The organism is Arthrobacter sp. KBS0703, assembly GCF_002008315.2.
Lineage (GTDB): Bacteria > Actinomycetota > Actinomycetes > Actinomycetales > Micrococcaceae > Arthrobacter.
Genome location: NZ_MVDG02000001.1, coordinates 1,791,235 through 1,812,739 on the forward strand (window position 1 = coordinate 1,791,235; position 21,505 = coordinate 1,812,739).

The 21,505-nt window shown below is 66.5% G+C and carries 17 protein-coding genes and 1 pseudogene; 12 read left to right on the top strand and 6 right to left on the bottom strand.

All coding sequences use genetic code 11. The features are described from left to right. Positions 1-69: 69 nt before the first annotated feature. Positions 70-942 (top strand): hypothetical protein, encoded by an 873-nt coding sequence (locus B1A87_RS08475; RefSeq protein WP_260680750.1) that lies wholly within the window; start codon positions 70-72, stop codon positions 940-942. Positions 943-1,193: 251 nt separating this feature from the next. Here the strand turns inward: B1A87_RS08475 and B1A87_RS23740 are convergent, their stop codons facing one another. The 3 genes from B1A87_RS23740 to B1A87_RS23750 all read right to left on the bottom strand — a co-directional run bounded on the left by B1A87_RS23740 (position 1,194) and on the right by B1A87_RS23750 (position 3,785). Beyond that, positions 1,194-2,507 carry a multicopper oxidase family protein gene (locus B1A87_RS23740; RefSeq protein WP_260680751.1) on the bottom strand — a complete coding sequence of 438 codons (1,314 nt, stop codon included), beginning with the start codon at positions 2,505-2,507 and terminating at the stop codon, positions 1,194-1,196. After that, on the bottom strand, positions 2,449-3,198 hold the full coding sequence (locus B1A87_RS23745) for a multicopper oxidase domain-containing protein (RefSeq protein ID WP_260680752.1): 750 nt from the start codon (positions 3,196-3,198) through the stop codon (positions 2,449-2,451). The genes B1A87_RS23740 and B1A87_RS23745 overlap by 59 nt, the downstream gene beginning before the upstream one ends. Before the next feature lie 452 nt (positions 3,199-3,650). Next, entirely contained in the window at positions 3,651-3,785 is a 135-nt protein-coding gene (locus B1A87_RS23750; protein ID WP_260680753.1) for a hypothetical protein, read from the bottom strand. Between the two features lie 42 nt (positions 3,786-3,827). Between B1A87_RS23750 and B1A87_RS08490 the strand changes: the two genes are divergently transcribed. From B1A87_RS08490 to B1A87_RS08500, 3 genes are all read left to right on the top strand, one after another. Beyond that, on the top strand, positions 3,828-4,271 hold the full coding sequence (locus tag B1A87_RS08490; RefSeq protein ID WP_078029581.1) for a hypothetical protein: 444 nt from the start codon (positions 3,828-3,830) through the stop codon (positions 4,269-4,271). Between the two features lie 5 nt (positions 4,272-4,276). Then, positions 4,277-4,618, top strand: a complete 342-nt coding sequence (locus tag B1A87_RS08495) for a hypothetical protein (RefSeq protein ID WP_139362914.1) — start codon at positions 4,277-4,279, stop codon at positions 4,616-4,618. A 549-nt stretch (positions 4,619-5,167) separates the two neighbouring features. After that, positions 5,168-6,163 (top strand): patatin-like phospholipase family protein, encoded by a 996-nt coding sequence (locus tag B1A87_RS08500; RefSeq protein ID WP_144275761.1) that lies wholly within the window; start codon positions 5,168-5,170, stop codon positions 6,161-6,163. A 127-nt stretch (positions 6,164-6,290) separates the two neighbouring features. On the opposite strand, the gene B1A87_RS08505 is transcribed toward B1A87_RS08500, so the two are convergent. Further along, the gene (locus B1A87_RS08505) at positions 6,291-7,565 is read right to left on the bottom strand and encodes an MFS transporter (RefSeq protein WP_139362922.1); all 1,275 of its coding nucleotides are present in this window, start codon (positions 7,563-7,565) and stop codon (positions 6,291-6,293) included. 167 nt (positions 7,566-7,732) lie between these two features. Here B1A87_RS08505 and B1A87_RS08510 point away from each other — a divergent pair, with 167 nt between their 5' ends. Continuing rightward, a complete protein-coding gene (locus B1A87_RS08510; RefSeq protein WP_078029578.1) occupies positions 7,733-8,647 on the top strand; it encodes an alpha/beta fold hydrolase in 915 nt (304 codons plus the stop codon). 117 nt (positions 8,648-8,764) lie between these two features. Here B1A87_RS08510 and B1A87_RS24630 read toward each other — a convergent pair whose 3' ends face one another. Both B1A87_RS24630 and B1A87_RS08515 read right to left on the bottom strand, forming a co-directional pair. Next, a complete protein-coding gene (locus B1A87_RS24630; protein ID WP_313902465.1) occupies positions 8,765-9,379 on the bottom strand; it encodes an NAD-glutamate dehydrogenase domain-containing protein in 615 nt (204 codons plus the stop codon). Next, complete coding sequence (locus B1A87_RS08515; RefSeq protein ID WP_313902466.1) at positions 9,328-13,572, bottom strand: NAD-glutamate dehydrogenase; 4,245 nt, start codon at positions 13,570-13,572, stop codon at positions 9,328-9,330. The genes B1A87_RS24630 and B1A87_RS08515 overlap by 52 nt, the downstream gene beginning before the upstream one ends. A gap of 258 nt (positions 13,573-13,830) precedes the next feature. Between B1A87_RS08515 and B1A87_RS08520 the strand changes: the two genes are divergently transcribed. From B1A87_RS08520 to B1A87_RS08555, 7 genes and pseudogenes are all read left to right on the top strand, one after another. After that, the gene (locus B1A87_RS08520) at positions 13,831-14,742 is read left to right on the top strand and encodes an SDR family oxidoreductase (RefSeq protein ID WP_078029577.1); all 912 of its coding nucleotides are present in this window, start codon (positions 13,831-13,833) and stop codon (positions 14,740-14,742) included. Between the two features lie 75 nt (positions 14,743-14,817). Continuing rightward, positions 14,818-15,552: a hypothetical protein gene (locus B1A87_RS08525; RefSeq protein ID WP_078029576.1), complete on the top strand. Its 735-nt coding sequence runs from the start codon at positions 14,818-14,820 to the stop codon at positions 15,550-15,552. A 165-nt stretch (positions 15,553-15,717) separates the two neighbouring features. After that, entirely contained in the window at positions 15,718-16,788 is a 1,071-nt protein-coding gene (bioB, locus tag B1A87_RS08530; RefSeq protein WP_078029575.1) for a biotin synthase BioB, read from the top strand. Between the two features lie 244 nt (positions 16,789-17,032). Beyond that, positions 17,033-18,387: pseudogene (locus B1A87_RS08540) on the top strand (adenosylmethionine--8-amino-7-oxononanoate transaminase). Further along, positions 18,384-19,574: an aminotransferase class I/II-fold pyridoxal phosphate-dependent enzyme gene (locus B1A87_RS08545; RefSeq protein ID WP_260680754.1), complete on the top strand. Its 1,191-nt coding sequence runs from the start codon at positions 18,384-18,386 to the stop codon at positions 19,572-19,574. Before B1A87_RS08540 ends, B1A87_RS08545 begins: the two are co-directional and overlap by 4 nt. Continuing rightward, complete coding sequence (gene bioD / locus B1A87_RS08550) at positions 19,571-20,248, top strand: dethiobiotin synthase (protein ID WP_078029572.1); 678 nt, start codon at positions 19,571-19,573, stop codon at positions 20,246-20,248. Before B1A87_RS08545 ends, bioD begins: the two co-directional genes overlap by 4 nt. Further along, on the top strand, positions 20,224-21,501 hold the full coding sequence (locus tag B1A87_RS08555) for a cytochrome P450 (protein ID WP_260680755.1): 1,278 nt from the start codon (positions 20,224-20,226) through the stop codon (positions 21,499-21,501). Before bioD ends, B1A87_RS08555 begins: the two co-directional genes overlap by 25 nt. Positions 21,502-21,505: the final 4 nt, after the last annotated feature.

Here is a 21,505-nt window from a genome sequence, read left to right on the forward strand (position 1 = left end):
TTCGTGGGTCTCTCGGGACCGGCGCAGGCGGCATCGTCGAAGGGCTGTGTTGGCGGGGGGTTTCACGTTTTGGGGAAGGCCGCTGGGTTCAAAGGCGCCGTCGCTTCGCCGGGTACCCGATTCCTGGTCCAGGGCAAGTACGTCCGGTTCGAGGTGGACCCGGCGAACTTCGCCATCTACAACTACGTGTTCACCGGCGCGGCCAATGAAATGGACCTCACCGGCGGCCGTGCCACCCCAGTGTTTGAGAGCAAGGTTCCTGACCACCGCGGCCTCACGCTGACCAGTGCCGTGTCGCTGGAAGTCAAGGACACCGACGTCGCGTTGTCCCGTACCGGGACCGGCGGCCTGTCGATGACTATCCAGGCAAAGGACTGCGCCTCCGGGGGCCTCTTCCAGATGGAACCCGAGCGTGGCGATGCCACCGCCACACGCATCGTGCACCGGTTGGCGGCCGGTGCATTCTACTTTGACAATGCCGATTTCCGCGCCCAGCTGGGTCAGTTCGTAGGCTCTGCGTGCACCAGCGTCCAGACCGGGCCGCCGAGCCAGTTCTGCGTCCAGGTCAGGCCCCGGGTGAACATCGGCAATGACGTGTCTGCAAAGTTCGTCGTGCGGGACAGCGCCCAGGTAGCCACCCGCGTCCGGCAGCCCGAATGCGGTCCGGACTTCGCCAACAGCCTGGGCCTTGCCGAGACCCGGGACCACTGCGGCGGGATGTCCGTCTGGGATGTGGCCAGCGGTGGACGAATGGGAATGGTCACAGGTGAAGACGCCGTGGAAGTGGCCAACTCCCCGACCGACTGCGTCAGTGACTGCCAGGCACAGAACCAGGTACGGGGACGGCTTGCGGTCCTTGGCTTCCCCTTCCCGGTCACCGGCGGCAGCCGCCTGTCCCCGCGGACGTCGACGGACGGCCTGGCTGCACCTCTCACTCCGTAGCGCAGGCCACGGCGTTTGGGAACGAAAACCAAGCATGATCCGACTGGGGCCGGGCCCACGGCACGCACTTCGTTTCGGAAGCAGACGAGGGCACGACGGGGCCGGCGAGCTTCATTGTGCTGGATCCCGACGGCAATCCGGTTCTCGTGGATCAGCACGTCTGAGTCCCGCTGGGCCAGCTCGGTCCTGCACCCAAAAGCCCTTTTCGCCCACCATTAGAGGTGGGCGAAAAGGGCTTTTGGCTTAGGTGGTCACGGTGTGATTGCCCAGCCGAACATCATGGCGTGGTCCTCGTGCGCAAGGTTGTGGCAGTGCGCCACATAGGGTCCCGTGAAGTCCCTGAAGCCCCGGTAGACGATGACCGACTCGCCGGGATCGAGCGCTGCCAGATCTTCCTTCGAGGCGTCATCGGGGTGCCCCGGATCCACCGTGCGGGTCACGTCCTTGCCGTTGCGCATGACGGTCCGGTGCTCCTCCATATGCAGGTGGAACGGGTGCACCCAGCCGCCGCCGCCGTTGCGCAGCTCCCAGAGGTTGAAGCTGCCCTTCTTTTGCCGGGCCAGGGGTGTGCGGCCGGCGGGGTTTTTCAGGCTCGCCAGCACGCTCGCCGGGTCGAAGGGCTTGCCGTTGATGAGCCACTCGGTCTCGCCGCCCACGCTCCCGCGTTTCACCTCGAAGATGATGCGGTTATCCAGCAGACTCTGCCAGTTGGACGGCAGCGGCGGAAGCGGACGCAGGGCAGCGGGTATCTGGCTGTCATCCTGCGCGGTATCGCCAATCACGATCTTCAGGACCGGCACCTTGTACTTCGGGTCGGGGAAGAACCGGGACGAATTCGACCACATCCGGCCGTTGGGCATCTTCATGACGTTGGTCAGGTAGACGACGTCGCCCTTGGTGGTGGGCGTGCCGTCCTGGTACCGCGTGAAATCAACGATCACCTCGCGGCGCTTGGCCGGCCACAGCTCAAAGGAATCCCGCTTGATGGGGATCGGCAGGAGCCCGCCGTCCGTGGCAATCTGGGTGAACTGCATGCACTGCTGGCCGTCCTCGATGCGGTACTGGCCCTCAAGCTCGTCGTCCTCGTAACCGAGCGACGCCGACGATTTGGGGCCCAGCGTCGAGCTCATCAGCTTGAACTCGTAAATCCGGGAGACGGAGGCGTCCAGGAACCGGAAGCGGTACTTGCGCCGCTTCACCGTCAGCACCGGGAACGCAGTGCCGTTGACCGTGCAGACGTCGCCGACGAATCCGTGGTTGGGGAAGTGCTTGTAGAACGTCTTGCCCCACCACTCCGGATGGGTCGCCGGGTTCTTGGCGGCCGGGAACTCGCCCTGCACATCGTGGATGTCCTTGTGCATGGTGACGCCGTCGTCGAACCGGAAGTCGGTGAAGGCCAGCGGGATATCGTACTTGACGTCGAAGGATCCGTCCGGGTTGTTCGTGCGGACCCCCGGCAGCCGCAGCCCCTGCCGCTCGTCACCCATATCCGTGCCGTTCTTCGGGTCATAGATCGGGTAGAGGCCCACCAAGCCCTTGTACACGTTGGAGCCGGTGTGGTCCATCGTGTGGTCGTGGAACCAGAAGAAGCTCTGCTTCTCGCGGTCGTCCCCCGCCGGCGGGCCGGTTCAGGTAGAGGTTGTCGACAGACATCTGCGGCCTGAAGCCCGGGTGCCTCGGCCCTGCCACCATCGAGTAATGCGGGTTACCGTCACTCTCGGGCGCGGTGTGGCCGTTGTGCAGGTGGGTCAGGAACGACAAGTCGGGAGATCCGAAGTCCTGGCGGTCCAGGTTCAGCGGGTTCTCGTCCAAGTGGTTCTCGAACCGGACCAGGACCGGCCTGCCGTACTCGGCGTTGATCATCGGCCCGGGGAACATGCCGTTGAAACCGTAGATCGTGCTCGGAGGCAGGGCCCGCTTCGTGCCTGCGGCGAATTTTCTGCCGGAAGCATCGAACGAGACAGCCGGCTTTCCGTCCGAGTCGATCGGCAGAACTTGGGAGGTTGTGAACGAGTGGGTCCGCAGAAGCACATCGATCTTGTAGACGATCGGGTCTGGAAGGCCGACCTGGCTCGTCCAGACCTGGTGCCGTTCGTTGCGCAGCGAGTTCTGCTGGCCCGGTCCGGGTCCCGGCGGATTCCGCCAGGCGCTGAAGACGGATTTCGGCACCGGTGCCAGCGCCTTCGGGATGCGCAGCGGGTCGCTGAACGGCGAGATGATCAGCGGGCTCGTGGGGAATTTTTCAATGTAGAACAACTCGTCACTTAGCGCCGTCGACGCGGCGGCGAAGGCGCCGTCCGGTGAGAGCAGCCCCGCTGAGCCAGCAGCGGAGCGGCCCAGGCCTGCGCCGCCACGAGTGCGGCCCCTGCTCCCCCGGCCGCCCCCAGGCGCAGTATCGTGCGCCGGGCGACCCCGCTAGATTCTGCAGATTCCTCGGACATGGTCTGTGCCTCCTTGGCGTGGGGCACACGTCAACACAGCGGCCCCGGTCGTCACCTTCATGCGGTTCCGAGACCCGAATCTTGACCACGAGGACCTCCTTGTCCCGTGGGCTAAGTCTTTTGCGCAATTCCCCCAGGCGACAACTGTGGGTTGCGAACCCTGCAAAAAAGCTGGTGCCGATCCGCTGCAGACCCTCCAAATTGGCGGTGAACGTCCGTGGCAAGACGCACGGCCAAATCGGTGTTGATAGACCCCTGCCTTGCCGGTTACGGCTGGCCGCCGCCGAGGGGTCCGCCGACCATCCAGAGTTTGCCCTTGGCGCAGTCGCGCCCGGTCCACGTGTCCTTGAACGAGTCGGCCCCGCCCCCGCCGACTTCAAGGGACGATCCCGAACGCGCCACAACGTTCTTGCCGGCGTCAAGAACTATGGAAGGAGAACGGTCATGAACCAGCTTCGCGTCGATGACCGGTTCAGCAGCGCGCTCCGGGCACAGCTTGTCGCGCAGGTCCAGAAATCCTCAACGGCCCGGACCCGCCAGCGCACCAGGCTATGGCTTTCCGCCGGCGCCCTTGCCGCTACGGGCCTGCTAGGAGGCATCGGCGCGGCGGCCGCCGGGCTGTTCGTGATCCCCGGAACCGAACAAGGAACGGCCACGGTCGAGCTCGGTGAGCCCCCGCAGGATGCCACCGGCATCGAAATGACGCTGACCGCCCTCACCGCCGGCTCGTTCGAGTTCCCGGACGGCGCCAGCGACACTTTCCGCGAACTCCAGGCTGACACGCGCGCGAATACGTCGGGCCACACCGTCAGCCTCGCTCCGGGGCAGCACAGCGTAACGATCAAACCGGGGCCGGAACCCGCTGGCAGCTCACCGCCAAGTACGTGAAACAGGTGCGAACCAAGTTGGGTGTCAACGCCAAGGGCGAAACCTACGGCATTGAAAGCGAGGAGAACGGAACTCCGGATTTGATCGCCGTCGTTGCGACCAGCGGCAGTTCCGGTTACGTGTACGCCAAAGACCTCTATGGCGGGCCCATGCCCACCAGCCCGGAAGACGCCCTGAAGAACTTCAGCACGCCGCGTCCGCCGCGGGAAGTCCCGGTGTACCTCAGCGACGGAGCAACCAAAGTCGGGGTCTTCGAAGCGGCGGGCTCCGGCGGCGGCATACCGTCCTACCCGTCACGGTCCCCCGCCCTGCCAACCTCGGACGTGCCCGCGGCACCGGCCAACTGAAGCCGGGGTTCAGTCAGCGGCCGGGCGTTCGTTGAAAGTGTTAGCCGACGACGGCGTTTGGCTCACCGCTGCGGCTGGCGGCGTGAGGTTGGCCCCGGCCGGAGGGCTCAGGCTCCGGTCGGGCCCAGGGCCGCCGGCCAGGCAGTACGGAGGGGGGAGTGCATTGCCTGGCCGGCGGGCTGATCGAAGCGCTGATGGGGGCAACGGTTTCGACCAGGTGTTCACAGCCTGCCAACGGCACCTTAGGAATTCCCGTTGGACCCTATAACCGCCGTCCCACCCCTTCCCAGCACGGAATTGCCGGCCCATCACAGCAGAGTGCGGAGCGTCCGGCAGCGCGTTCTGCAGCGACACTGCAACCGGCATGGCGCGGCCTGTTGCGCACCGCATCGCCGGCGTGCTAGCTTTCCGGTGATCGTGATCTATCGGCAGGAGGTAAGACCCATGAACGCAGTATCCACAGTGGGCGCTCCCCTGCAGTCCACGATCGCGCGGCGCAGGTAGTCGCCCCGGGAGCGCCCGACAGGCAATTCGCGAAAGGCGACTCCCATGAACACGACACCTTCTTCACCCCTGCACTCCACTTCGAAGACGGCGTCCGACCTGCCGGGGTCCGCCCTGGATCAGCCGCAGGTCGACGCCACAAGGCGGGTACGCGCCGCGGGCGAGCGAGCGTTGGTCCTCGGTGGCGGCGGATCGACAGGCAATGCCTGGCTGATCGGCGTCATCGCCGGCCTCTTCGATGCCGGATTGGATGTGACCGGGGCCGACTTGATCATCGGCACGTCGGCCGGATCGACGTCCGCGGCCCAGATCACTAGCGCGACCCCGGCTGAACTGCTTGCCGCCCTCCTTTCCGCCGCACCCCAGGCACGGACTGCTCCGGTGAGATCCGACGGCGGACGCGGTCGCGTTGGGCCGGCGGCGAGCCACATGGAGAGAACGGGCCGGATCATCGCCGCCGCTGAGGATGCGGCCGATATGCGCCGCAGAATGGGTGCGTCGGCGCTCGAACTGGACGCGGCGTCGGACGGCTCCGGTCAAACGCGGTGGCGCGATACTGTCGCCGCCCGGCTGCCCAGCCAGCGCTGGCCGGAACGAACGGTGCTCATCACGGCGGTCAATGCCGATACCGGTGAACCGGTGGTGTTCGACCGCCACAGCGGGGTCGACCTGGTGGACGCCGTGGCCGCCAGCTGTGCCAGTGCATTCGCCTACGGTATCGGCGGCAGCCGATACATCGACGGCGGCTACCGATCCAACGCCGAGAATGCCGATCTGGCAGCCGGATACGCACGGGTGTTGGTGCTGTCACCATTCGGTGGCAGATCACGGACTCCGGTGGACTGGGGCATGCATCTCGCAACACAGGTCGATGAACTCCGCGCAGGGGGCAGCAGAGTGGAAACAATCTTCCCGGATGGCGACTCCGAGCACATGTTCGGCGCCAATGCGATGGATCTTTCGCTGCGTCCGCCCGCTGCTCGCGCCGGTTACAACCAGGGCAGAGCCCTTGCCGAGCAGCTCACCGGGTTCTGGCACTGACGAAGCCAGCCGACTCTGATGGCGTGACGACACCTGCTCATGCCTCGGATGGCCGCTGGGCGCGGCATGCCCTACCTTCGTGCGCGCTGACCTGGGCCGCTACCGCGAGAACTCGCGTTGCCGCCGGCTAGGATGGCTGGGACTCCGCGTTGGGCGTGCTGGTCGAGGCGTTGGCCTCATCGGCCTGGGCATGCTGCCCGCGACTCGCCAGCAGGAAAGGCACTGCGATCAGCCCGATCACGCCGCCGATCGCCAGCGAGGCCGGGTAGCCGTACATATCGGCCGTCCGTCCGAGCAGCGGCTGCACCACCACGCCGCCACTTGATCCAATGAGTGAGTCGAAGCTCAGGACCGTTGCCCGCTGCTTCGAAGGGATCATGTCGTTCACGTAGGCCTGGCGCACGGGTATGCCCACCTCGGCGACCAAAGCCCACAACGTCAACATGGCCAACGCCACCCAGAACTCCTGAACGAACCCGAGGACCACCAGAATGAGTGCGTCCACGATGCTGCTCAGGATCAGCACCGTGGTGCGTTTGCTAACCAGGCCACGGACCCGCGGCGCCAGCCAGCCGCCGAGCACCTCGGCTCCGGCCACTATCGCCGCCGCCAGGCCCGCAATGGAGTAGGCGCGCGGGTCGCCGAAGAGCTCAAGCAGGTACGGCTGCAGGGCGTAAAACACATAGATTCCGACGCCGGCGCTGAACGGCGCGGCCAGCATCACGTATCGTACCGGCGGGTTCTTGAGACCGTTCTCGATTGAGGCAGCGAGTACGGCACGGGTGGCCTGAAGAGGACGGGCCGATCGTTCAGGGGTGAATCCGACATCATGCATCAGCCAGAACGCGACGGCGAACATGGCGACCAGGACGCCGACGCGTAACAGAAACGGCACGCCCAGATTGGTGACCTGCGCGATCACGCCGCCGGCCACCGAGCCGACGAGCATCGCGACGCCCCCCACCATCTGTCCGCGCCCGAGCACCGTTTCCAGCCCGCCCTCGTATCCCGCGAAGCGCAGCGCGTCGACAAGCCAGGCCTCGACCGCACCCGAGAAGAATGTGAAACCCAGGCCGAGCAAAATAGACACCACTGCCCACGACCAGAACGGCGCGGAAAGCTGCCAGAGCATGTAGTAGAGGTAGGTGGAAGCCGCCAGGGTCACGGTACCCAGCAGGAACGAGACCCGGCGCCCCCAACCGTCGGCCACGACTCCGGTGGGCACCTCGAACAGCACCATGCCGGCCGTGAAGAACGCGTTGGCGGCAAAGGCCTCGAGGTTGCTTAGTCCGGCGTCCAAGAGAAAGAGGGTGTTGATCCCCCAGATGAACGAGGCTGCAAGGGTATTGCCCAGCGTCAATGTGAGATAGATCCGCTGGGTCTTTCGGGCGGCGGCGTTCATCGCGCTGCCGTCCGCCCCTCGGCGAAGATGCAGCACATACCTATTCTGGCCTCCCTCGCCTTTGCGTGCCAGACCGCGTTCCTGCCGACGGCCGGCGGGTCTGCTAGTCCCATCCGGCATCCCTGCGGCTCCGAACCAGATGCGGAGAACACGAACGGAAGGTGGCCATGAGCGTCCAGCAGGAACCCGCCGCCACGGGGGCCGCCACGATTCGGCGGCAGATTATTCCCACGGAGCTGGGTCCCTGCACGGTGCGTGTCCAGCAGGGCACCGGAGGACGCTGGCCTGCCTTCAGTACACCGGACGTCTACCTTCACGGCGCCGCGGGATCCTGGACTACGTTCCGGGCGCTGCTTTCCGGAGCGCCCGGCCAAGATCGGGTGCTGATTGACCTGCCGGGCTGGGGTGAGTCCACGGCGGGCGCCCGGCTGGAACAGTTCAGCATCGAGGCGATGGCGCGTTCGGTCACCGAGGTGCTGGACTCGCTCGGCTACTCGCGGTGGAACCTCATAGGCCACTCCATGGGAGGCTTCCTGGTTTTGCACCTTGCCGCGGCCTGGCCGGAGCGGACAGCCAGCGCGGCCACCATTTCGGCCACCACATTCGGCGTGTCCGAGGCGGCGAGGGGGCCACTGCGCAGCCTGTTTGGGTTCCCGGCGTTCGCCGGCATGCTGCTGGCCATGCGGTCCATGGCCGCCCTTGGTCCGGCGGGCTCGGCGCTGATCCGTGCAATCGCCACCACCCCTGTGATGGGACCGCTAATGTCCCCCTTCTTCGCCGATCCCGCAGCCATATCCAACGCCGTGATCCGCAGGCTCGGCGATGACGCCCGGCCGGCCGGGTTCTCCGCGGCCGCCCGGGACGCGGCGCACTACGACTTTGCCCAGTGGCGCAGCATCCTCTGCCCGGTGCTGGCGATCCGCGGGGACCGCGACGTGTTCACGCCGGCGTCGGACCTGCTCCGGCTGGCTGAAATAGTCCCGCACGTCCAGACGGCGACGATCCCGCGTTGCGGCCACTTCGCCAACATCGAGCGGCCGAAGCAGGTGCAACGGCTCCTCGATGACCTGCGGCGTCCGTGAGGTGCGCGCCCGTACCGCCGCCCCGACAAGGCCCCGTCCAATGCGTGGTTACGCATCAGACGGGGCCGAAGAACTCGTGAATCCGAGGTCACCGCCGCGCCAGGGTCCGGAGGAGTTTCAGGGCCACGGAGATCGAGGCCAGGTCCACCTGCCCGGGTCTGGTGACCTCCGCGAAGGTGTCCTTGATCCGCCCCAGCTGCTCCTGCCGTCCGCGCTCCCACTCCACAATGCGTTCCACAGCAGTGGCGGTGCTCCCCGGGTCGTCTGCATCACGGAAATCGCAATATCGACGACGGCGGAGTAGGCGTCGTCCCGCAGGGCGGCACGGGCCAGCGCCTCCCACCGGCTCTGCCGCGGCAGGTCAGTGACGCGCAGCAACAACGTTCCCACGCCGACCCAGTGAATCACCGTGTGGTACATGTCCGCGATCGTGGTGAGGGGTTCATCCACCTGCTCCGACACGAGTGAAATGTCCAGCAGTCCGAAGCTTTCCAGCAGGTCGGAGGCGCGGCGCCCCAGCTCGCTTGGCATCCCGACGTCGTTCCAGTGCGCCAGCCGCCCCTTGGCGCGGTCCAGATCCGAGCCGCGCAGAAAGTCCGAGGTCCTCGTCCGCAGCAGGTCCACGGTCGGAGCGACCCTCGCCAGGGCTTCGCCGACGGGCTGGTCGCGGTGGTCATGGGTCACGTACCACCGCGTCGCGCGGTCGATGATCCTGCGCAGCGGCTGGACCACAGCGGCGGCGTGTTCGCTGGAAAGCCCGGAGGCAGGGCGGCGATCCTGTCCACGAACCACTGCAGCTGATAGGCCTCGCGAACCACCACGAAGGCCCTGGCCACTGCAGCCGCAGTGGCCGTTGTTTCCTCGATGGCGCGGAACGCGAAAGTGATTCCGCCGAGGTTGATCATGTCGTTGGCCACCACCGTGCAGATGATCTGCCGGCGCAACGGGTGTTCGTCCAGCTCAGCATCGAAGCGTTCGGGCAGCTGGTGCGGAAAGTAGCCGCGAAGCACGCTCCTGAACCACGGATCATCGGCGAGGTCGCTGGCGGTCAGCTCCTTGGCCAATTCGATCTTGGCGTAGGCGGCAAGCACCGACAATTCCGGTGCGGTCAGTCCGTTGCCGGACTGCAGCCTGTCCCGGAGCTGGTCCGTGCTCGGCAGTCCCTCCAGGCTGCGGTCCAAGTCCGCGGCGGCCTCCAGCCAGTCCATGATCCGCTCAAAGCCGGGGCTCAGCTCCGGCGCCATGTGCCGGTCGTTGAACAGGAGGACCTTCTGGTCCGCATTATTTGCCAGGACCAGCCGGCCGACCTCATCGGTCAGGGATTGCAGGAAGGCTGCGCGTTCCGCGGCCCGCATCTTTCCCTCCGCGATCATCCGGTCCACGAAAATCTTGATGTTGACCTCGTGGTCCGAGCAGTCCACGCCGGCCGAATTATCTATCGCATCGGTGTTGAGCAAGACGCCGGCAAGGGCTGCCTCGACGCGTCCGCGCTGGGTGACGCCCAGGTTTCCGCCCTCGACCACTATCCGGGCCCTCAGTTCATTGCCGTTGACCCTGATGGCGTCGTTGGCTTTGTCACCCACGTCTGTTTGCTGTTCCGTGGAGGCTTTGATGTAGGTGCCGATGCCCCCGTTGTAGAGCAGGTCTACGGGCGCACGGAGAATAGCCTGCAGGAGTGCGTGCGGCGGCAGCGATGCGGTTCCTGGCTTCAGGCCGAGGCAGAACCGGACCTCCTCAGTGATGTCGATGGTCTTGGCGCGGCGGGAGTGGACGCCCCCGCCCGGGCTGATCAACGAGCGATCGTAGTCCGCCCAGGACGAACGGGGCAGGCCGAAGAGTCGCCTGCGTTCCCGGAAGGACGATGCCGCACCGGGTGTGGGATCAAGAAAGATGTGGCGATGGTCAAATGCCGCCACCAGCCGGATGTGCGGCGAGAGGAGCATAGCGTTGCCGAACACGTCCCCGCTCATGTCTCCGATGCCGGCGACAGTAAAGTCTTCGGTTTGTGAGTCAATGCCCAGCTCGCTGAAATGGTGCTTCACGGATTCCCACGCCCCGCGGGCCGTGATTCCCATTTGCTTGTGGTCATAGCCGACGGACCCACCGGATGCGAAGGCATCCCCGAGCCAGAACCCATAGTCCCCTGCGAGAGCGTTCGCTGTGTCGGAAAAGGTGGCCGTTCCCTTGTCGGCCGCCACCACGAGGTAGTAGTCGTCGCCGTCGTGGCGCACTACGCCTTCGGGCGGCACAACCGTTTCACCGCGGTCCGTGACTACGAGATTATCGGTCAGGTCCAGTAGCCCGCTGATGAATATCCGGTAGCATTCCAGTCCCTCGGCAAGCCAGGCCTCCCTGTCCGCGGCAGGGTCGGGCAAACGCTTGGGATAGAACCCCCCCTTGGCTCCCGTCGGCACGATGACGGAATTCTTCACGTTTTGCGCCTTGACCAGCCCCAGGACCTCGGTCCGGAAATCCTCGCTTCGGTCGGACCAGCGCAACCCGCCGCGAGCCAAGGCACCGAAACGGAGGTGGACGCCTTCAACGCGTGGGGAGTACACCCAGATCTCGTACCTTGGTCGCGGAAACGGGGCATTGGCGATCGCGGCCGGATTCAGTTTGAAACTCAGGTGTGTCTTATCCAGGAAGTAGTTGGTCCTCAGTGTGGCTTCCACGAGGTTCATGAAGGTGCGCAGCAGCCGGTCTGCGTCGAGGACGGGAATTTCGTCAATGGCGGCCAGCAGCTCCTCCCGGGCAGCTGTGGTGCGCTCGAGCCGGGCGGGCGCGTCCAGCCTGGGATCGAATTTCGCCTGGAACAAGTCCAGGAGTGCTTGAGTTGCCCGGGCATTGGTCAACAGCGTGTCCGCGATGAAACCGTAAGAGTTGGTTGTTCCCAACTGCTGGAGGTACTTCGCGTAGCTTCGCAGTATCGCCGCCTGCCGCCAGCCCACCCGCTCCCTGATGACCAGTGCGTCGATCCGGTCGGATTCGATGTCGCCCCGCATGGCAGCGGCGAAGGCATCAGCGATCAGTTCGCTGGTTGCTTCGGGGTCAACGCCGCCGGGATACTTCACGCCCAGGTCGTATAAGAACACATCCCGGCCGCTCCCCCTTCGGAGCTGGAAGGGTCGCTGGTCGAGCACCTCGAGCCCGAGGTTATGCAGGAACGGCAGGATCTGCGTGAGGCTTCTAGGCTTGGTGAGATACAGCCGGATCCGTGCGTCCTCGGCCAGGGTGGGCGACGTGCCCGGCCTGACGTACACCGTGAGCAGCGGATCCCCGTCGGGACGGCCGCCCGTGCCGTCTAGGTCGAACTTCTCGAAGTTGAGGATGTCCCCGATCGCGGCTTCCGCCTCGTGGTCCGCGCGATAACTCGGCGGGAAGGCCTCTGACCACAGCTCGGTCAGCCGTGTGGCCTCTGCCGCGGTGAAGCGCTCGCGGATCACTTCCTCGAGGCCCTCCGACCATGGCCGGGTGGCCGCGATCAGCCGCCGTTCCAGTGCGTAAGGGTCGACGTCGGCCGTCGTGGACTCCGATGCGTCCAACGCCGTGCCGGCCATGTGGATCCGGAAGAAGACCCGGGCCATCGGCGACTCCGTCAGCCGGACATCGAACTCAATGGATTTCGCTTTGAAGACCTGCCGCAGCTCCTGTTCCGTCAGCAGCCGGACGGCCGTGCTGTAGCGGCTGCGCGGGAAGAGGACCAGCGCGGACATGAACCGGCCAAAGCTGTCAGGCCGGAGGAACACGCGGGTCCGCCGCTGCATCTCGGCGCGGAGCACTTCGTCCGCCAGCCGCGTGAGATCATCCACATCGACGTGGAAGAGATCGTCGCGCGGGAAGGTCTCCAGTATGGCCAGGACTTCCTTGCCGTGGTGGGACCGGGGCGCATATCCCAGGCGTTGGCTAACAGCCTGGACCTTTTCACGGATCACCGGAATCCGCCGGACGGACTGATGCGCGGCGCCGGCGGTAAACAACCCCACGAAGCGCCGTTCCCCTATGGTTTCGCCGGCCCCGTCGAACACCCGCAGACGCAATTCATCCAGGTACGACCGCCTCAGGACCGTAGACCTTTCCTCCGAAGTGGTCAGCGTGAGCGCCTCGGGTCCGCGTATCACGGGCCGCCCCGGCGCCGGCCCTCCGGCAGAGGTGTCCGCCTGCGGCCGTCTCAGCAGGCCCAGCGCGGAACCGGGCCGCTCGGAAAGCAGCTCCGGGCCGCCGCCCGCCGTCGTGAGCTCATATTCGTCGTAGCCCAGGAACAGGAAGTTGCCGTCGACAAGCCAGAGGAGCAGCTCGCGAATCTCTTCCAGTGGCGGAACAACAGTGCGCGGGACTCCGACCGCGACGGCGACGGCATCGGCCACCTTGCCGTGTATCGCAGCGGCGTCCTCGGCGGCAACCCGAACATCGTCCAGCACCCTGTGCAGGTTCGCTGTCAGCTCCGCTGCGGCCGCGTCGTCCGCCAGCCTTCCGATCTCGGCCGCAATCCATACCTCGGTTGTGCCTGTTCCGCGGGCTCGGCCTCCCAAAACGCCCTCCGGGGAAGAACCGGTCCAGGCGTCCAACAGCTCATGGGAAACCGGATCCCGCAGCACCTGAAAGCTCGGATGCACAAGCAGCCGGATCGCGGCATCATCGCGTGCGAGCTCCGCCGTGACTGAGTGGACCAGATACGGGATGTCCTCGGTCACCACCGCAACGATGCTGGCGTCCATTTCGTTCAGGATCCCGACGGCGGTCTCACCGGGCGCGCGCGACGACGCCACCTTGAGGTGGTGCGCCACCCGCATGCGAAGAGTCTCCGGACTGTAGCTCCGCAGATCCTCCGGCGGCACCTTCGCGAAGTAGTCGGTCAGGAGAACTTCGCTTGCCTTGCGGAGTACGTCGGACCCGGCCTGCTCCCCGGGCCCCGGTTTGTCTGACATGCCACCGCACCTCCGCCGCGGGGTGCCACCGCCACGTGCGGATGACATTCCGGCCCTCGCGCTTCCTCCCATCATGGCTTGGGGCACCGGCACCGTCCAGTGCTGACGCCATCCCCTTGGATGCAGGGCGCACCGGCCAAAACCCAGCGGGCGGCCGCCCGGGCCAACCAGTCCCGGCCGGGGCTTGCGGCATCGTCGCGGCTGAGTACATTTGCTTCACACAGGGTGTCCGCGGTTTCGACTGCACTGGAGGCGACGATGTCTGGTGACGGACCGGTGCTAGTGGTAGGCGGCACCGGCATGCTGGGAAGCCAAGTGGTGGCCGACCTGCTCTCGCATGGAAAACAAGTTCGGGCCCTCGTGCGCCAGGGATCCGACGCGACCCGCTTGGAAGCCGCCGGGGCAGCCATCGCCCGCGGCGACATGATGGACCTTGGCTCGCTGATCCGCGCGATGGAGGGCGCCGACAGCGTGATCACCACGGCGGCCGGCTACACACGTCACCGCAAGGGCGACACCCCTCAAACCGACACCATTGGCAACAGCAACCTGGCCGAAGCGGCCAGCCGCACCCACGTCCGCAGATTCGTGCTGACGAGCATCCTCACCTGTGACCAGACTCCGCACGTTCCGCACTTCTGGCACAAGAAGCTGACCGAGGACCGGCTCGAGCAACTCGGGGTCCCGTTCGTGGCGCTGCGGCCGGGGGCCTTCCTTGACCAGGTCACCCGTTACGGCGGCGACCCTTTCAGCAACGGGCGCCTCACCTGGCTCGGGTCATCGCGCATTCCCTTGACCTTCGTCCTCACGGCTGACCTTGCCGGCTACCTGGCAGCCGCAACGGACTCGCCCGGCATTGACGGGCAGCGCATCGATATCGGCTGGGACCGGCCGGTCAGCATGCAGGAAATCGCAGAGATCTCCGGCAGGCTCCTCCGCAAACGCATCCGGGTCCGGACAATCCCCACCGGACTCATCCGCGCCGTCGGCACCGTCCTCGGACCGATCAACCCGCTGGCCAAGGACATGGGAGCGATGGCCGGCTGGTTCCAGTCCGGCCGCTACGTCGCCGACACCACCCGGCAGCGCGAAGTCTTCGGCGCAGTGCCGACCGCCGAGGACGCCATAACCCGCCTCCTCACGAGCCTCGGACACGCGGTCAGAAACTGAGCACGCCACGAACAGGCACAGATCAACGCTCTACGCTCAATCGATAAATGGCCTATTCGGAAGGGCGGGAATCGCATGAATCCAAGAACCAGAATGCTCGCGGGAATCATCGTTTTAGTGGTGGTTATAGCCGGCGGGGCATTGTGGTATTTTGCCAACCTAAGAAGCATGGCAAGCGAGTACAATCCGCAGATCAAACCGGCAGACTTCACCACCAATATTACCAACAAGTATTTCGCCCTTCCCGCGGGCAAGAAGATGACGTATGAGAGTACGGACCTGCGCGGAATCACCGAGAGAATCGAGATTGAGATCCTCAATGAATCAAAGGTCATTGAGGATGTTGAGACGGCCATCTACCTGGACAAGGTCTACAGCAACGGGCAGCTTGTCGAGGAAACCAGGGATTACCTGGCACAACACAAAAACGGAGACGTGTGGTACTTCGGCGAGGACGTAAATAACTTTTTCAACGGAAATCTCCTCAATCATTCCGGCAGCTTCATTCATGGAAAAGATGGCGCAAAAGCCGGTATTTGGATGAAGGCCGAGCAGCGGGTGGGCGACTCCTACAGGCAGGAATATTACCTGGGACAGGCCGAAGATATGCGGGACACTCTCGCCACTGGCCTGACGGTATCCACGAAGTCCGGCAAATACACCGACTGCGTCAAGGTCTACGACTGGACGCCGCTTGAGAAAAACTCCAGGGAACATAAGTACTACTGCCCCAAGGTCAGCTCGCTGGTCCTCATTGAGGACCTGGAAACCGGCCAACGGTCAGAACTCACAAATCTTGTGCTGCCGTGAGGCGGATCCGTTGACGCCAGCGTTCACCTTTCAAGAAGACCACTGCAGAACGGTCTAAAGTCACGCCCCTCTGCTTGTCGAGACCCAACAAAATCCTGTCTCCGATGGGGAACTAGCGTCGGTTCGGAGGAACATCCGCAGCCACCAAGCGCAAAGGACCCATCAATGACGATTCAGGCAAACGTCGCCACGAGCGACGAAGCAAGCGACAAAACAAGCCCAGCGGTCAGCAACGCCACGACCTATGAAATCCTGGAAACCGCCCGCCGGCAGGTCCTGGAGGACGGCATCGGCCTGACCCAGGGCCAGCTCGAGGAAGTACTCCGCCTCCCGGATGAAGCACTCCCCGCAGCCCTGGAACTTGCCCACCAGGTCCGCCTGAAGCACTGCGGCGAGGACGTCGAAGTCGAAGGCATCATCTCCATCAAGACCGGCGGCTGCCCCGAGGACTGCCACTTCTGCAGCCAGTCGGGCCTGTTCGACTCCCCCGTCCGCGGCGTCTGGCTGGACATCCCCGAACTCGTCAAAGCCGCGAAGGAAACCGCCGCCACCGGGGCCACCGAGTTCTGCATCGTGGCCGCCGTCCGCGGACCCGACATCAAGCTCATGAACCAGATCAAGTTCGCGATCGACCGCATCAACGAAGCCGTGGACATCAACATCGCCTGCTCCCTGGGCATGCTCACCCAACGCCAGGTGGACCAGCTCGCCGAATGGGGCGTGCACCGCTACAACCACAACCTCGAAACCGCCCGCAGCTACTTCCCCGAAGTGGTCACCACGCACAGCTACGAAGAACGCCTCGACACCTGCAACATGGTCAAAGCCGCCGGCATGGAACTGTGCTGCGGCGCCCTCATCGGCATGGGCGAATCCCTGGAACAGCGCGCCGAACTCGCCGCCCAGCTCGCAGCCCTGGAACCGCACGAAGTCCCGCTCAACTTCCTCAACCCCCGCCCCGGCACACCCTTGGAAAACCAGGGCATCATGGACGGCAAGGACGCCCTCCGCGCCATCGCCGCGTTCCGGCTCGCCATGCCCCGCACCGTGCTGCGCTACGCCGGCGGCCGGGAACTGACCCTCGGCGACCTCGGCACCCGCGAAGGCCTGATGGGCGGCATCAACGCCGTCATCGTCGGCAACTACCTCACCACCCTGGGCCGCCCGGCCACCGCCGACCTGAACCTGCTGGTCGAGCTGAACATGCCCATCAAGGAACTCCAGAAAACACTATGAATCGGGTATCCACGGGCGCGAGCAACGGGGTATCCACGAGCGCAACCACCGCTGAGTTTTGCGGGCACTGCGGCGAGCCGTCCGACGGCGGCGCCGGCCCGACGTCGGACGTTCACCGCCGCTGCGCCGAGCGCCTCGCGATGGAACCGCCGCGGTACTGCGCCGTGTGCCGACGCCGAATGAAAGTCCAGGTGACGCCACTGGGCTGGTCGGCGGAATGCTCCCGCCACGGGGTGCTCGCACCATGACGGACACGCCAATGGGCCTGATCCAGCGGGACCGTGCGCGGCTGTGGCACCCATACGCACCGGCGTCCCCGGACCTTCCGCTCTGGGAGGTTGAGGCGGCCGACGGCGTGCGGCTGCGGCTTCGGGGTGAGGACGGCGGCCGCCATGACGTGGTTGATGCGATGTCCTCGTGGTGGTCGGTGATCCATGGTTACCGCCACCCGGTGCTGGACGCCGCTGCACGGCGGCAGCTGGCGGATTTCAGCCATGTGATGTTCGGCGGACTGACGCACGCCCCGGCCGTTGAACTGGCCGAACGGCTGGTGGACATGGCCCCGTCTGCCCCGGGCCGGCCGGGTTTGGAGCGGGTGTTCCTCGCGGACTCGGGCTCGGTGGCCGTGGAGGTCGCACTGAAGCTGGCGGTGCAGTTCCAGACCGCAGCCGGGCGCCCGCGGAGGCAGCGGTTCCTTAGCCTGCGCGGCGGATACCACGGGGACACCTTCGCGGCGATGGGCGTCTGCGACCCCGTGGATGGCATGCATTCCTCCTTCCCGGGCCTGCTGGCCGGCAACGTGTTTGCGCCGCGTCCCCCGGCGGCATCGTCAGCCACGCCCGAATCCGTGCGGGAGTGGGCATCCGGGCTCGGGGACATCGCTGCTGCGCATTCCGGGGAGCTGGCCGCGATCATCGTCGAGCCGGTCCTGCAGGGTGCCGGCGGCATGCACGCCTACCCGGCCGAATGCCTGACCGCGCTGCGGCAGGTGGCGGACCGGCACGGCCTGCTCCTCATCTTCGATGAGATCGCCACCGGATTTGGCCGGACCGGCGAGCTGTTCGCGGCCGATCATGCCGGCGTCGTGCCGGACATCATGTGTTTGGGCAAAGCCCTGACCGGCGGCTACCTGACGCTGGCCGCCATGCTCTGCACCGGCGAAATCGCGGCTGCCGTCTCGGCCGGCGCGGCCGGGGCCCTGCTGCACGGCCCCACCTTCATGGGCAACCCGCTGGCATGTGCGGTGGCCAACGCCAGTCTTGGCATGATCGGCGACGGCGGGTGGCGGGCCGACGTTGCCCGGATCGCCGCGGGCCTGGCGTCGGGCTGGCCCCCGCCCGGGACCTTGAGGCCGTCCGGGAGGTCCGCACCACCGGCGCCGTCGGAGTCATCGAGCTGCACGGCGCCGTCGACGTCACCGCGGTCACTGCCGCGGCGATCCGGCACGGCGTCTGGGTCCGGCCGTTCCGGAACCTCGTCTACACGATGCCCCCGTACATCAGCACAGCGGCTGATGTTGAACAGATCACCGCGGGCATGACGGCGGCCGTCGCCGAAGTCCACGAACGCGTCCCGGCACGGTCCGGAGGCGTGGCATGAACGCCTCGATGAACCAGTGGCTCGAGCGCCAGGCCGCTGTCCGGGACCGCCGGGGCCTGGTCCGCCGCCCGCTCCCCCGCACCGCGGACGAACGGTTCATCGACCTGGCGAGCAACGACTATCTGGGCCTCGCGGCGGACCCGCGGGTTGCGGGGGCTGCTGCGGCGGCCGCGTCGCTGTGGGGCGCGGGCGCCACATCCTCGCGTCTGGTGGCCGGAACCACGCGGCTGCACCTGGACCTCGAGGAGGAACTGGCCTTGCTGGCCGGGATGGAGTCGGCGCTGGTGTTCTCCTCCGGCTATCTGGCCAACCTTGGTGTGATCACGGCGCTGGGCGGCCCAGGAACCCTGATCGTCGCGGATGAACACTGCCACGCCTCGATGATCGACGGATTCCGGCTCAGCCGCTCCCGCACCGAATCGTTCACCCACAACAGCGTGGCGGAGGCCGGCCGGCTGCTCGCTGACCGTCCGGAACCCCGCGCGATCATCGCCGTCGAATCGGTCTACAGCGTCCTGGGTGACGAAGCCCCGCTCAGGGACTTACTGGCACTGGCCGAGGAACACGACGCCGTGCTGCTCATCGATGAGGCCCACAGCCTGGGAGTCACCGGCACCGGCAACGTCCAGGGCCGTGGCTCGGTGGCCGGGACCGCCCTTGCGGGGCATCCGAACGTGATCGTGACCGCGACGCTGTCCAAGGCCCTGGGCAGCCAGGGCGGAGCGGTCCTGGGATCCGCCCTGCTGCGGGAGCACCTCGTCAACCGGGCCCGGGCTTCATCTTCGACACCGGCCTGGCGCCCGCCTCGGCAGCGGCGGCCCTCGCCGCGGTGCGGATCATCCGGGACGAACCGTGGCGCGCGGGATCCGTCCGAAGCAACGCTGCGGCGCTGTCCGCCGGGCTGCCCCGGCCCTTGCAGCCCGCGGATCTGCCGCCGGTGGCGGCGCCGCCGTAGACCGGGCGGCGGGGGCGGTCCAGTCCATCGCCATGCCGTCCGCGGAATCAGCCCTGGCAGCTGCCGAGGCCGCGCGCACGGCCGGCGTCCGGGTCGGCTGCTTCCGCCCGCCGTCCGTTCCCGACGGAATTTCACGCCTGCGGCTCACCGCCCGCGCCACCCTGTCTCTTATACACATCTAGATGTGTATAAGAGACAGGTGCTGCGCGGCATTTTGGAGGAACTTCCATGAACCTGCCCCGCATCATTCTGGTCACCGGAACGGACACCGGCGTCGGAAAAACCATCACGACGGCGGCCCTCGCCGCCGCCCTCCGGGGCCGGGGACGCAGCGTCGCCGTGTACAAGCCCTGCCAGTCCGGGGCCGCCGCAGGCGATTCCGACGCGGGCGAAATCATGCGGCTCGCGGGCGCGGTGACGGCGGAAACCGGGGTCGTCCTGCAGCAGCCGTTGGCCACCGTCGCCGCTGCCGCCATCGATGGAACGCCGCTCCCTACGGTGGCCGTGCACGCCGGGACGGTCCGCGAACTCGCCGCGTCCCACGATCACGTCCTGGTTGAAGGCGCAGGCGGCCTGCTAGTGGCGCTGGACTCCGACGGCGGCACCCTGGCGGATCTCGGATCTCTCCTGGCGGCCGCATTCCTCCTCGTTGCCCGGCCGGGGCTCGGCACCCTGAACCACACCGCCCTGACCCTCGAAGCACTGGAGGCACGGGACCTGCGGGTCGTTGGTGTGGTGCTCGGCAGCTGGCCCGTCAACCCTGAATTCGTGCACCGCAGCAACCGGCAGGTGCTCGGATCGCTGCCGGCGCCCTTCCTCGGCGCCCTGCCCGAGCAGGCCGCGGAACTGTCCCCGGCCGCTTTCCGTGCGGGGGCAGCTGCATGGCTGAACGGCCTGCCCGCATGAACCCGGCGATGACGGCCGGATCGGCGGGGCCGTGGACGGACCGGGTCGGGCAGGCGGAGGGCTCTGACCAGGTGGAAAGCGCTGACCGGGCGGAAGTGCCTGGCCAGGGCCGCTGCCCGTACCTCGTGGTGCGCGACCCGGACACCGTCCGTGACGTGCTGCACCGGCCTGCAGACTTCAGCCCGGCGAATGCCCTGGTCGCGGTGACGCCCCTGGAAGGGGCCGCCCTGCGCGTCCTGCAGCGCGTGGGCTTTGCGCTGCCACCCGTGCTGGCCAGCAACGACACAGACACGCACGCCGGGATCCGCAAGGTCGTGGCGGGATTCTTCACCCCTGCCACGGTCGCGGCCATGGAGCCGCGGATCCGGGAGCTGGCGCGGGAAGCGGCACGGAACGCCGCGGACCAGATCGGCCATTTCGGCCATGCGGACCTCGTGCAGACGGTGGCGGCGTTTCCCCCGGCCGTCGTGATGCTCGAGCTCCTCGGACTGCCCGTCCGGGATCTCGCGGACCTCAAGCGGTGGGGCCTTGACTCCATGGAGCTGTTCTGGGGCTGGCCCGACACGGACCGGCAACTGGCACTGGCCCACAGCGCCGCAGATTTCTACGCCTGGCTGCGCAAGCTCGTGGCGGAAACCAGGGCGGCTCCCGGCCGCAACCTGTTCAAGTCGCTGGCAGAACACGGCCTGTCCACGCCCGAGATGTGTTCGCTCGGATACTTCCTGCTGATCGCCGGGCAGGAAACAACCACCCAGCTGATCAGCACCACCCTGTTCCGCCTCATGGAAGGGTCCGCGCCCGCGGGCTGGAAGGACGCGGCGTCCGAAGCAGGCTCCAAGGCCACGGTCCGGCACGTGCTCAACAGCGAATCGTCGGTCCCGACCTGGCGCCGTGTGGCAGCCCACGCCACGGACCTCGGCGGCGAACTGATCCCCGCAGGCACGGAGATCCTCCTCGAACTGAGCGGCAACAAGATCACACCGGCGTCCGCACCTGGGAGTCAGTCCCGGTCCGCGCAGGCGGCCTCTCCGGAGACGGCCAAGGGACAATCAACCGGCTATGGCATCGTGTTCGGCTCCGGTATCCACCGCTGCCTCGGGGCCAAGCTCGCGGAACTGGAGGCGGCCGTCACCGTCCAGGAAGCTGCCGCGGCGCTGCCTCGCATCCAGTTGAGCGATCACGAGCCCGAATGGATCCGGTTCCTGTCCTTCCAGGCTCCGCGGACAGTCACCGTGCTCGACAGGCCACGCTGACCGC